The organism is Ruminococcus sp. (genome assembly GCF_019417665.1).
In the GTDB taxonomy this organism is placed as follows: domain Bacteria; phylum Bacillota; class Clostridia; order Oscillospirales; family Ruminococcaceae; genus Ruminococcus_C.
Map to the genome: position 1 here is coordinate 1 of NZ_DXUU01000060.1, position 12,418 is coordinate 12,418.

11 protein-coding genes are annotated in these 12,418 nt (G+C 46.7%); 10 read left to right on the plus strand and 1 reads right to left on the minus strand.

What is annotated here, in order from left to right:
• The first annotated feature begins 247 nt into the window (after positions 1–247).
• From QZ375_RS12105 to QZ375_RS12125, 5 genes are all read left to right on the plus strand, one after another.
• Positions 248–784 (plus strand): hypothetical protein, encoded by a 537-nt coding sequence (locus QZ375_RS12105; RefSeq protein WP_295219515.1) that lies wholly within the window; start codon positions 248–250, stop codon positions 782–784.
• A 269-nt stretch (positions 785–1,053) separates the two neighbouring features.
• Positions 1,054–2,136 carry an ATP-dependent 6-phosphofructokinase gene (locus QZ375_RS12110; RefSeq protein ID WP_295219516.1) on the plus strand — a complete coding sequence of 361 codons (1,083 nt, stop codon included), beginning with the start codon at positions 1,054–1,056 and terminating at the stop codon, positions 2,134–2,136.
• Positions 2,137–2,377: 241 nt separating this feature from the next.
• On the plus strand, positions 2,378–2,653 hold the full coding sequence (locus QZ375_RS12115; protein WP_295219517.1) for a spore coat associated protein CotJA: 276 nt from the start codon (positions 2,378–2,380) through the stop codon (positions 2,651–2,653).
• On the plus strand, positions 2,646–2,900 hold the full coding sequence (locus QZ375_RS12120) for a spore coat protein CotJB (RefSeq protein ID WP_295219518.1): 255 nt from the start codon (positions 2,646–2,648) through the stop codon (positions 2,898–2,900). Before QZ375_RS12115 ends, QZ375_RS12120 begins: the two co-directional genes overlap by 8 nt.
• Complete coding sequence (locus QZ375_RS12125; protein ID WP_295219519.1) at positions 2,901–3,536, plus strand: manganese catalase family protein; 636 nt, start codon at positions 2,901–2,903, stop codon at positions 3,534–3,536. It begins immediately after the preceding gene.
• A 67-nt stretch (positions 3,537–3,603) separates the two neighbouring features.
• On the opposite strand, the gene QZ375_RS12130 is transcribed toward QZ375_RS12125, so the two are convergent.
• Positions 3,604–4,929 (minus strand): NYN domain-containing protein, encoded by a 1,326-nt coding sequence (locus QZ375_RS12130; RefSeq protein WP_295219520.1) that lies wholly within the window; start codon positions 4,927–4,929, stop codon positions 3,604–3,606.
• Between the two features lie 373 nt (positions 4,930–5,302).
• On the opposite strand from QZ375_RS12130, the gene recJ reads away from it, so the two are divergent.
• Genes recJ through QZ375_RS12155 form a run of 5 tightly spaced genes read left to right on the plus strand, consistent with a single transcriptional unit; the run spans position 5,303 to position 12,277 of the window.
• On the plus strand, positions 5,303–7,330 hold the full coding sequence (recJ, locus tag QZ375_RS12135) for a single-stranded-DNA-specific exonuclease RecJ (protein ID WP_295219521.1): 2,028 nt from the start codon (positions 5,303–5,305) through the stop codon (positions 7,328–7,330).
• Positions 7,331–7,382: 52 nt separating this feature from the next.
• Positions 7,383–9,593, plus strand: a complete 2,211-nt coding sequence (locus QZ375_RS12140; RefSeq protein ID WP_295219525.1) for a bifunctional (p)ppGpp synthetase/guanosine-3',5'-bis(diphosphate) 3'-pyrophosphohydrolase — start codon at positions 7,383–7,385, stop codon at positions 9,591–9,593.
• Positions 9,594–9,603: 10 nt separating this feature from the next.
• Complete coding sequence (locus QZ375_RS12145; RefSeq protein WP_295219522.1) at positions 9,604–10,227, plus strand: MBL fold metallo-hydrolase; 624 nt, start codon at positions 9,604–9,606, stop codon at positions 10,225–10,227.
• Positions 10,228–11,754 (plus strand): coproporphyrinogen dehydrogenase HemZ, encoded by a 1,527-nt coding sequence (hemZ, locus tag QZ375_RS12150; protein ID WP_295219523.1) that lies wholly within the window; start codon positions 10,228–10,230, stop codon positions 11,752–11,754.
• A gap of 34 nt (positions 11,755–11,788) precedes the next feature.
• Positions 11,789–12,277, plus strand: coding sequence for an NUDIX domain-containing protein (locus QZ375_RS12155; protein ID WP_295219524.1), 489 nt, complete (start codon positions 11,789–11,791; stop codon positions 12,275–12,277).
• The last annotated feature ends 141 nt before the right edge of the window (positions 12,278–12,418 follow it).

A 12,418-nucleotide genomic window follows, 5' to 3' on the forward strand; every position in this document is an offset into this window, starting at 1 on the left:
ATTTCACCGTTTGTGCCGATGCCGTAAGCCTTATCTTTTGCAAGGCTCTTTACAATCACTTCTTCGATGATAAAGAAGAGTAATACAAACGGCAACAAAAATACGTCCAAAGACCACCAGCTGTAATATCATGTTTCAGATTCTGTTATCACTTTGCAGTCCAAAATCATTAGGGCAATACTGCACACTTTACAAATATACACCATTATGCTATAATATACAAAAGTAAGCAGAAACGAGGGAGACTATGGACTATTTTGAAAATACAACACGTATCACAGAAGAAGGCTATATGGCGATCCTGCGGATGAAACGCCGCCAACAGCGGATCGTCTGCCGGGCAGTCAGCATTGCTTTGGCAGTGCCCTTTGTCCAGCGGTTGGTATATTTTTTGCTGCTCATCCGTATCAAGGGTGGTTCTCTGATTACCATTGGTTTTCTGGACATCCTGTTTCTGGTGCTGTTGGCAGCGGCAGCCTGGCTCTGGTACTATCCCCAGAGGCAGATCAAGGAGCACATCCGCCGCACAAGAGGCCGTATAGATCTACAAGCAGTGAATCAGTATACCTTTCTGCCGGACGGCGTGCGCATGATGTCTACTTCTTCCATGGAAAAATTTCGCCTGGATTATTCAGATCTTTCCTGGATCCGCAGTGATCGGCGCTGGATCGTTCTCTATTTTTCCCGGCAGGATCTTACTATGCTGGTGGATCGTCAGGGCTTTACCCACGGCAGTGCAGGGGATTGCCTGACTTTTCTGAAAGATAAGCTGGACGGAAAATAAATTGGTTGACATTGTGCCCGAAAAATGGTATAATGTTTGTAATCATTTTCAGGGGAGTTAATACGAATCTTTTAAATGGAAATAGATAAAATTGCGAGCAGAAATTTTGTTAGTTTAGGAGAATACCGCAAGATGGGCTTTCGTCCGAGGATATTCGACGGCGATTGGTGGAATTTATGCCGCAAGTTTATCGATTGGAGTTTGAGAGATTAGTATAAGAAAGCAGCTATGTGTTCTGCATCCAAATCATATGATCGGAGGACTGTGTAATGAAACGGAGAATCGGAATTTTAACCAGCGGCGGTGACTGTCCGGGATTGAATGCTACCATTCGTGGCGTGGCAAAGGCATGTTATGAAATGCTGGGCACAGAAAATGTGGAAATCGTAGGCATTTCTGACGGCTATTACGGTCTTATCCACAATATTTGCAAGGAAATGAAACCGGATGATTTTTCTGGTATCCTGACTCGGGGTGGCACGATCCTCGGCACAAAGCGTCAACCCTTTAAGATGATGAAGGTCATCGGCGATGACAATGTAGATAAAGTGAAAAACATGAAAAAGACCTATCAGGAGCAGAAGCTGGACTGCTTGCTGACCCTGGGTGGAAACGGCACACATAAAACCTCAAAGCTTCTGGCAGACGAGGGCTTGCACGTGATTGGTTTGCCGAAAACCATTGATAATGACATTTTCGGCACGGATGTTACCTTCGGATTCCACACTGCTGTGGACATTGCCACAGATGCCCTGGATCGTTTGCATACCACGGCAAACAGCCATTCCCGAATCCTGCTTTGTGAGATCATGGGGAATAAGGCAGGATGGCTGACCCTGAATGCCGGTATTGCCGGAGGTGCTGATATCATTTTGATCCCGGAGATCCCCTATGATATTGATGAGGTATGTAAGTCTGTCCTGAAACGCAGCGAAAGCGGCAAGAATTTCTCCATTATCGCCGTTGCAGAGGGCTGTTTCGATAAGGATGAGGCAAAGCTGAAGAAGAAAGAACGTGCAAGACAGCGTGCAGAGGCAGGTATGACCACGGCTACTAACCGCATTGCGGCGCAGATCCAACAGAATACTGGTCTGGAGGCACGTGTCTGCGTACCGGGTCATATGCTCCGCGGCGGCAGTCCCAGCGCCTATGATCGTATTTTGGCAACCCAGTTCGGTGTCTATGCAGCTGGTCTGATTAAGGAAGAACATTACGGCATGTCAGTGGCTAAAGTAGACAGCAGGATCACTGCGAACAAATTGGATGATATTGCCGGAAAAACAAAATTTGTCACACCGGATGATCAGCTGGTATTGACGGCAAGAAATCTGGGAATTTCTTTTGGAGATTGATCAAAAGCCAAAGTCGCTCTTTCGGGTCTTCTGTCGGATGAACCGGATAGGGCATTGACTGATGACAACGGAGAAAAAATTTACAAATAAATCGTAAAAGTATGCCTCGCTGGTTTGAAAATCAGCGGGGCTTTCTATTTGCCGAAAATATTCTGCGATTTGGGAAATGCACCAATTCTGCCCATCTTGCATAGGATGGAATGCACATATTATAAAAATGTGCAGAAAGGAGCGAGAATTTTTGCAGAATCAATACGAACGCATACAGCAAATGTCCGGGATGCAGCGGAATATGCTGCGAGATTATCAACCGGCAGAACAGACGATGGCTGCAATGCCCAGGGAACCCCAGACGTACACGGAACTTTCACCGTTTCCCGAACAGACACCGCCAGGCATGGCATATGTGCCGTTCCAGCAATGGGAGGAACCCTATGATGCTGACATGGCGTTTCCAGTAGGGACAATTTTTCCTGCATTAGATTTCCCATATCGCGGAGGTGGTTCTTGTGCATGAGAAGCAGAAGCTGCTTTCCATGATTCGAAAGTATGACTTTGTCTTGTATGAACTTCAATTATACCTGGATACACATCCGCATTCCCCAGAAGCCTTGCGTATGTGGAAGAATTATCAGTCCATGCGGCAAAAAGCTGTTTCTTCTTATGTGCGGCAGTTCGGACCGATCCAGCCTATGCAGGCAGAGGGAAATGATTCGTGGGACTGGGTGAAAGGCCCCTGGCCTTGGGAAAAGGAGGCGAATTGAATGTGGGTTTATGAGAAGAAACTTCAATATCCTGTAAAAATCAAAACCCCTAACGCCAGAACAGCAAAGTATATTATTGATCAGCTTGGCGGACCTGATGGCGAACTTGCCGCCTCCCTACGTTATATGAGCCAACGATATGTCATGCGGCAGGATAAAGTGAAAGGGGTTCTGACGGATATTGCCACAGAAGAATTGGCTCATGTCGAAATGATATCCGCCATCCTGTATCAGCTGACGCAGAGCCTCACGCCGGAACAAATCAAGGAAGCTGGATTTGACACGTACTTTGTGGATCATACTTTGGGAATCTATCCCCAGGGGGCCTCGGGTGCACCGTTCACAGCGGCATATTTTCAGTCCAAAGGCGACCCCATCACCGATCTGACTGAAGATCTGGCGGCAGAACAGAAAGCGCGTAGCACCTATGACAACATCCTGCGGTTGTGCGATGACCCGGATGTGCGAGATCCTATCAAGTTTCTGCGACAGCGTGAGATCGTACACTTTCAGCGTTTCGGCGAAGCCCTTCGCCATGTTCAGGATGATCTGGACGCAAAGAATTTCTACTGCTGTAACCCGTCTTTTGATTCTAACTGTGGAAAAAAAGCGAACCGCATGAGAAAAATGCGATAAATGCAATAATATAACAAAAACGGCTCGTATCAAACTGATACGAGCCGTTTTTATGCTTTCATATTTTTTAACTGAGATCAATAGAAAAATTTCCGTCGGCATCTACTTTTAATTTCAGTGTTTTAATGTACTTCTCATAGAAATTCATAATTTCTTTTTCATCTGCTTCGATCCTTGCTTGTTCAAATAAAGTGTGTGCCAGTTCCTTTCCATTACATTCTAGAATATGAGGAAGGCAATTTCGAAGTTCGTTGATCAACACTGCTCTTTTTAGTTCATCGATATAACCGGAACAAAAATCATCTAGGGAACAGTAGAAAATCCCATGTTCCTCTAGCGCATCTTTGATGGCATTGCCACATTTGGCATATTCAATCATAACTAAAAATTCCGCCTCAGGCAGCGAAGAAATTAATCCCCAATAATCAGAATCGCTGGAAAGTAAAATGAAGGAAGAGACATCATCTCGGTAAAATTCCCGACAAATCCCAGCAGTCACCCGAATATCCACCAAAGACTTCCGATCAGTGACACGTTCTACCTCAATATGCTCCACCGGAATGCTGACAAATTTATCCAAATAATCCCATCCATTTGTGGTATGGTCATCATCATACAAAATGATTTTATGTATTTTTTGAATTTCTGTTTGGTTCAAACTTTTGAGTGCACCATATAATTTATAGACATCGGAATTTTCACAGTCTACCACCAATACAGTTTTATAACTTTTCTCAATAAAATCGTAAATATTGTCTTTAACATCATTAACAACACCTTTATACTTGCTGGAATCCCCGAAGTAATCACCATTCATTTCATATAGCATTTCCAGGAATTTTCCGTCTGTATAAAGGATATTGCCCAAATCCTTCGGTTTCCAATGGAGATACATTTGATAGGGATACCAATCGATATGCTCCATATATTTTTCAAATTCATACTTTTGATTTGCTTCTTTTGTATACTTGGGTATCAAAAATAAATCCTTAATATATTCCCAGGCGATCCAGTCGGGAAAGAGTGACCGGCATTTTTCTACATTGGCGCCTATAAGTTGATTGAAGTGCAGGGAATAATCCGATGCCCGCTTGTTTGTCAGAATGATCTGAAAGCCCCAACGTTCCAGCTGGCGGATATTTTCCGTATCGAACCATTCAATACGGTCGATATTGATCAGATCATAACGCAGAAAATTGTCAGTTTTGGAGAAATGGCGCATAAGCATGGTGCGCAGTTTGCAGAGATAGCGCAGTATTTTTGCGTCCTGGTTTTCTTCAAGTTCTTTCAGCAGATCTGGGCAATTGTCCATATAGGATAGGATCCATTGATTTTTTCGTACACCGATGAGATAGGCGATTGTTGCGACGATGGTTTTGGTATCTGTTCTCATAGAAATAGCTCCTTTTGTGTCAGAATGAGGATAGATGCAGAGCTTTTTGCACTGAGGCATGATGTTATTTTGACAAAAACTGCTTCTATACCTGTTTTTAGTATACACAAAACCACCTGATTTGTCAACTGCTTTTTATCGTAAAAAACCGCAGATTTTGTTTGAATGAGTCGGATTTTTGAGGTTTTTCCTATTATATGGGACTTTGAATGGGGACGATAGCGCAAATTGCCTGCTTCTCTCGTGGGAAAGCAGAGAAATCTGCGTTTTTTTCTACGTCCTATTGCATTTTGACAAATTATCAGGTATAATAAATAGTATCATTCCCAATTTATGTAGTTCATTCTACTTGCTTGGGTGGTAGGAGGACGATATGAAAAAGTGGCTCATTCATCAGCCGCCGGAGGAAGCGGCGAGAAATATCAAATTAGGCAGTGACTTATCCATGCTCTGTGCACAGGTCCTGGCGTCTCGTGGAATGCAGAATGTGCAGGAAGCGGCTGACTTTTTGCAGTGTGACCGACTGGGAGATCCCTTTTTGACTGCGGACATGCAGGAAGCGGCGGATCGTATCAATCAGGCGCTGGAAGAGGGCACTCGGATCTGTATCTATGGGGACTACGACTGCGACGGCGTCACTGCCACGGTCATGCTCTATTCTTATTTGTTGGAAATGGGTGCCAATGTGACCTATCGTATCCCGGAACGGGATGAGGGCTATGGGCTGAACGCCGATGCCGTACACGAAATGCATCAGGACGGGGTCAAGATGATCATCACTGTGGACAACGGTATTACTGCTCTGGAAGAAGCAGAACTCATCTGTTCCTTGGGCATGACTCTGATCATTACAGATCACCACCAGCCGCTGGAGAAACTGCCTGCTGCGGCAGCGATTGTGGATCCCCACCGTGTTGATGATACGTCACCTTATCACAATCTGTGCGGTGCAGGGGTTGTGCTGAAACTTATTGCTGCTCTGGACGGAGACGATACCATGGCAATGGAACAGTTCGGTGAGCTTGCGGCAATTGCCACGATTGCCGATGTAGTGGAGCTTTCGGGTGAAAATCGTTATCTGGTACAGATGGGGCTGCAGCTTTTGGCAAATACAGAACGTCCAGGACTGTTGGCGCTTCTGGATAAAAGCGGTCTCAGCGGAAAGCCCTTCACATCGTCCTCTATTGCTTTCGGTGTTGCCCCACGCATCAATGCTGCCGGACGATTTGGCTCGCCGGATACAGCTGTAAAATTGCTGCTCAGTGAAGATCCAGAAGAAGCCGCTGCCCTTGCAGATGAATTGGAACAACGGAATCAGGCACGTAAAGCGGAAGAAGTCAAGATTCTTCAAGAGATCGCCGGACAGACGGCAGAACATCCTGAGCTTCTGAAACAGCGTGTGCTGGTCTGTGCCGGGGAGAACTGGCATCATGGCGTTATTGGCATTGCTGCCTCCCGATTGCAGGAACAGTTCGGAAAACCCACCATTCTCATTACTATAGAGGGAGATCGTGCCCGGGGTTCCATGCGTTCTTTCGGCAGCTTTTCGGCATTTCGCTGTCTGGATGCCTGCAAAGAACTGCTGACACGATACGGCGGTCATCCGGGTGCAGGAGGATTTTCCATGGAATCCAGTCAAACAGAAGCATTTTGTGCTGCTGTCCAGGCCTATGCACTTGCGGAATTTTCGGAGATGCCGGTCATGACCTTAGAAGCTGATCGACTTTTGCTGCCCCATGAAATGACAATTGACAATATTGCCGGGTTGTCGTTGCTGGCACCTTTCGGTGAGGGAAATCCTGTGCCGGTGTTCGCCCTTTGCCATGCGGTGCTCCATGAGATCGTACCTCTTTCCAAAGGTGTACATTCGAAGCTGCGTATTACCTACGGCGGAACTGCTATGGATCTGTTGCTGTTCCGGGTGAAGCCAGATGAGGTTTCTTTGAAGCCGGGAACTGTCTGTGATTTTCTGGTAACTGCCGAAGCCGGCAGCTTTCAGGGGAGACCTCAGCTGACGCTGATTGTCAAGGACTATCGGAAAAGCGGACTCAAGCAGGCGAAATATTTTGCCGCACGAAATACATATGAGCGATTCTGTCGGGATGAGTCGCTGTCGGCAGCATTCTATCAGGCGATCACGCCCACGCGGGAAGTACTGGTGCAGATCTATCAGCGGATCCCGGAAACAGACTTGTCCTTTGATGGGCTGTTTTGTACATTGCAGGATCTTCCGCAGATGAACTACTGCAAAATGCGGCTGGCATTGGACATTTTTTCAGAATTGGGATTAGTACAGCAGAACCTATGGACAGAACAAGTACACCGGAACCGAGTACAGAAAAAAGTGGATCTCCAGGCATCCGTTCTGTTGCAGGGATTACAAGAGAAGGAGCGGATGTAATATGACACAGGAAAAATCAAAAGGAGAAATCCGATCTACGGTCACTTCATCGATGGATAGGCCAAGTGTGCCTCAGAATGAGGTGAGTATTTCGGATCTGGCAAAAAAAATTTTGGCAACTGACAAGCAATATGATCTCAGCAAGATCTTGTCGGCATATCAATTGGCAGAGAACGCTCATGCCGGACAGAAACGTTCCTCCGGCGAGCCGTATATCATCCACCCTTTGGCAGTGGCAGATATTCTACTGGATTTGGGCATGGATACGGATACCATCTGTGTGGGACTGCTCCATGATGTCGTAGAGGATACGGATTACACCTTGAACGATATCCGAAAAAAATTCGGGCAGGATGTGGCAATGTTAGTGGACGGCGTCACAAAGCTCAACCGGATTCCCATTTTTGACAAGGAGCAGCAGCAGGCAGAGAATGTCCGAAAAATTCTGCTTGCTATGTCCCATGATATCCGTGTCATGATCATCAAGCTGGCTGACCGTATTCACAACATGCGAACGCTGAAATTTCTGCCGCCTGAAAAGCAGCGACGAATTGCTCTGGAGACCATGAACGTCTATGCGCCCATTGCTCACCGTTTGGGCATTCGTACGGTCAAGGACGAACTGGAGGATCTGGCGTTCTATTACCTGGATTCTTACGCCTATTCCGAGATTGAGCATATTATGGAGATCAAAAAGGACGAACGGGAAGCGTTCATTGAGTCTATCCAGGCAAAGATCCGGAATCGTCTGGCACAAGAGCATTTCGCCAAAGAGCCGATTCTCTCTGGTCGTGTCAAAAGCATTTACGGCATTTATAAAAAGGTCTATGTGAACCACAAGAGCATGGACGAGATCTATGACAAATATGCCGTGCGTGTCATTGTATCCACTGTAGCAGAATGCTACATGGTGTTGGGTATCGTTCATGATATGTTCCGTCCGCTGCCGAACCGGTTTAAAGACTATATCTCCACCCCGAAGTCCAATATGTACCAGTCTCTGCACACGACCGTACTTGGCAGGGAGAGTATTCCCTTTGAGATTCAGATTCGCACCTGGGATATGCATGTTTCCGCAGAGTACGGTATTGCTGCCCACTGGAAATACAAAGAGGGTATTCAGGGGAAAGACAAGATGGAGGAACGGCTGGCATGGGTGCGGAAAGTCATCGAAGCGCAGCAGACTTCTGATGATGTGGAAGAGATTGTCCGTGCCATCAAAAATGATCTGTCCCCAGAAGATATTGTCGTTATGACACCACGGGGAGATTCCATCTCTCTGCCCGTAGGTTCCACGGTCATTGATTTTGCTTACCGAATTCATACAGAGATCGGGCACAAGACCATTGGCGGTAAAGTGGACGGCAAAATGGTTCCTCTGGATTATCCGCTGCAAACAGGACAGATCTGTGAGGTGCTCACCAGCAAAGACCCCAACAAGGGTCCGAACCGTGCGTGGCTGGGCATTGTCAAGACAAACGAAGCCAAGTCAAAGATTCGTTCCTGGTTCAAAAAGGAATGCCGTGAGGAGAATATCGTCACCGGTAAGGCGAATCTGGAACAGGAATTCAAGCGTTGTCACATCCATCTTCCGGAATCGGAATGGGAAGAATTTCTGGCGGACGACTTGAAACGGCATAACTGCGCCACACTGGATGATTTTTATGCATCCATCGGCTACGGCGGCATTACCCTGTCCAAAATCATGCCTCGCCTGAAAGACATTTACGTCAAGACTCACGGCACAGAAGAGGAAAATGAAAATCCTGTTGCACCAGTTGTGACTCAGGAGACACCTGCTGGAAAGGGATGTATTGTCCTGGATAAGATCGACTGTGTCTTTAAGTTTGCCCAGTGCTGCAATCCACTGCCGGGAGATGATATCGTGGGATTTATTACCCGGGGACACGGCATCTCGGTGCACACAGTAGGCTGTGTCAACTATCAGGCAGCGCTGAAGCGGAATGACCCGGAGGAAATGGCTCGCTGGCTGCCGGTTCAGTGGACGAATAATACTTCCACCCTGATTCCCACTAGCATCGAGGTTATCGCTGTAGACCGTGTGGGACTGGTGTTCGATATTACAAAGATTCTCTCAGAATCCCACATCCAGATCGTCCATTCTTCTTCCCGGAATCTGCGCAATGGCAACGCTATCTTTGAGGCCAGCGTACAGGTTGCTGGAGCAGACCAATTGCAGTCCATTATGGATAAGCTGCGGAAGATACGTGGTGTCATTTCCGTGGAACGTGCAAAAAAGTGAGGGGAAAGAAATGCAAGTGACAAAACTTGTTCTGGGAGCACTGGCTTCCAACTGTTATATTGTAGAAACCGGAGAAAATAGCTGTGTTCTCGTGGACATCGGCGAGGGTGCACCAGTGCTGCTGCGCCATCTGGAACTGCATCAGCTGACTCCATGTGCCATTTTACTGACCCACGGACATTATGACCACATTGCCGGAATAGAACAGGTGCGGAAAAAATATCAGATCCCGGTGTATATCCATAGTCAGGATGCGCCTATGCTGACGGACAGCGCAGCCAATCTGGGAGACTGGCTGTCCGATACGCCCTTTCAGCCTGTCCAGGAATGGCAAACGGTGGAGGATGGGGATAGCCTGACTTTTGGAGATACCGCTTTCACTGTACTGCACACGCCGGGGCACACACCTGGGAGTATTTGCTGGCAGTGTGAAGATATCCTATTGACAGGGGACACGCTGTTTCGGCTTTCCAGAGGCAGAACGGATTTCCCGGGCGGCAGCGATGCCCAGATGCTGGAATCTTTCCGTCGTCTGAAACAGCTGAAGTCGGACTATCGTGTTCTGCCAGGGCACAATGAGGAATCCACGCTCTCCTTTGAAAAAGCACACAATCCAACTATGCGAGGACTTTGAATGATGACGAACAATCAGACCGCTGCGCCGAAGCCTTTTCCTATTGCGCTCTGCGGACATACACTGAAATATGAAATTGAATGCATTTGTAAGATCTTTCTTCCGGTAACGAAGTTTGCCTTTTTCTACGATATGGCATTCCTGCCGGAAGGGGAGACAGACGGGGCCATCCTAACCCTGGAACAGCCGGACGAAGAACAGACACGTTTTTTCGTGCAGGTGACATATCACGGAACGACCTTGGACGAAACGCAGATATTCCCGAAATGCGATCCAGTACAAGAGAAAGCCTTGTGCGAATACCGTTTCAGCGCCATGCTGTTCCGCATCCTGGAGCAGCTGACTGATCTGCATCCGGCATGGGGCTTGCTCACGGGCATTCGTCCGGTAAAAAAAGTACAGCCTTTGCTGGAACAAGGGCTATCCAAAGAGCAAGTATGCGAAACACTCCGGGAGCAATATTGGATCGCACCAGAAAAGGCAGAGCTGACCTACAACACCGCTGTGGTACAACAGCCCCTTTTGCTGGAAACGCCGAAAAATGCGGTGAGTCTCTACGTATCTATTCCTTTTTGTCCAACTCGGTGCAGCTATTGCTCCTTTGTGTCCCATTCCGTGGAACAGGCATACAAACTGATACCCGATTATCTGGACAAGCTCTGCGAAGAGCTTGCCATCTGGGGTGACATGGTTCGGGAACTGGGGCTGACCATTGATACCGTCTATTTCGGCGGCGGAACGCCTACTTCGCTGACGGCAGAACAGCTGGAGCAGGTGCTTTCGGCGGTACAGAAGAACTTTGACTTGTCTCAACTCCGGGAATACTGCGTGGAAGCAGGCCGGCCGGATACCATTACGGCGGAAAAGCTGGCAGTGCTGCGGCAATATGATATTTCCCGTATTTCCGTGAATCCCCAGACGATGCAGGATACTGTGCTGGAGAACATCGGGCGAAAACATACCACGGAGCAGACGATTGAGGCATTTCGTCTAGCGAGGGAGGCCGGCTTTGACAATATCAACATGGATCTGATCGCCGGACTTCCGGGGGATACACCGGAGGGATTCCACGATACACTGGAACAAATCTTTGCATTGCACCCAGACAGCATTACGGTACATGCTCTGACGCTAAAACGTGCGGCGAATCTCTTTGCGGAAGGTGCATCCCAGGTGCACAATCCGGTACAGCAGATGGTACAGGAGAGCATGGAACGTCTGCCGGCGGAAGGCTATGCGCCCTATTACATGTACCGGCAGAAGAACACCATTGACAACCAGGAAAATGTGGGCTATGCCCTGCCGGGGAAGGAATCTCTGTACAATATCCTAATCATGGATGAAACACAGTCCATTTTCGGCGCCGGTTGCGGTGCGTCTACGAAAATTGTAGAGCCTTGCGGAAGAATTACACGGCTGCATAATTATAAGTTCCCCTATGAGTACATCCGACAGTTTGACCAGCTCATGGAGAAGAAGGAGCAGGTTCGGAAGATTTTTGATGGGATGGAAAGGGAGATGGAGTGAATTTGTGCGGTGAATTGGAATTCAGGAGAATGATATGAAATATGACTGCGGATTTGTAAAAGAAAATAGTTGGTTTAGATACCGTACAGGTGGAATCATAATATATAATAATAAAATGCTATTTGTTAAGAATAACTTTGGCGATTATTATTATATGATTGGCGGTGCCGTTAATTTAGGAGAAACATCAAAATCGTGTATTGAAAGAGAAATATATGAGGAAACAGGTATTCAAATGTATGCCGAACGTCTTGTAGTTGTATGCGAGAATTTTTTTAAGGGCATTGGTGGGAATATTGACGGCTTTGATTGTCACGTTCTTGAATTTTATTATTATATGAAATTTACAAATGATGATTTGGATTTGTGCCGAAGCACAACGGACGAAGGCGAAAAATTAGTATGGTTACCTATTGAAAAAATAGAGCAATATGAAATTAAGCCAACATTTATTAAAGAGTACATGCATCAAATTTTAAGTGAAAACAAGATTATTCATATTGTTGAAGAACGGGATAGATAACTTCCAATTTGAATAGTAGATATAATTCGATTTGACGAAACATATATTCGATGTTCACAGCGCATTGAAGCGCAGCAATCAAAACAGTAAAGTCCAGCTAAGAAAAGTCAATAGTTGTGGAGCAGAGTTTACAAAAAATTC

Excerpts from the sequence above, each read along its gene's own strand:
- QZ375_RS12105 (WP_295219515.1), top strand. The coding sequence starts at position 248 with ATGGACTATTTTGAAAATACAACACGTATCACAGAAGAAGGCTATATG.
- QZ375_RS12110 (WP_295219516.1), top strand. The coding sequence starts at position 1,054 with ATGAAACGGAGAATCGGAATTTTAACCAGCGGCGGTGACTGTCCGGGA.
- QZ375_RS12125 (WP_295219519.1), top strand. The coding sequence starts at position 2,901 with ATGTGGGTTTATGAGAAGAAACTTCAATATCCTGTAAAAATCAAAACC.
- QZ375_RS12130 (WP_295219520.1), bottom strand. The coding sequence starts at position 4,929 with ATGAGAACAGATACCAAAACCATCGTCGCAACAATCGCCTATCTCATC.
- recJ (WP_295219521.1), top strand. The coding sequence starts at position 5,303 with ATGAAAAAGTGGCTCATTCATCAGCCGCCGGAGGAAGCGGCGAGAAAT.
- QZ375_RS12140 (WP_295219525.1), top strand. The coding sequence starts at position 7,383 with ATGGATAGGCCAAGTGTGCCTCAGAATGAGGTGAGTATTTCGGATCTG.
- QZ375_RS12145 (WP_295219522.1), top strand. The coding sequence starts at position 9,604 with ATGCAAGTGACAAAACTTGTTCTGGGAGCACTGGCTTCCAACTGTTAT.
- hemZ (WP_295219523.1), top strand. The coding sequence starts at position 10,228 with ATGATGACGAACAATCAGACCGCTGCGCCGAAGCCTTTTCCTATTGCG.
- QZ375_RS12155 (WP_295219524.1), top strand. The coding sequence starts at position 11,789 with ATGAAATATGACTGCGGATTTGTAAAAGAAAATAGTTGGTTTAGATAC.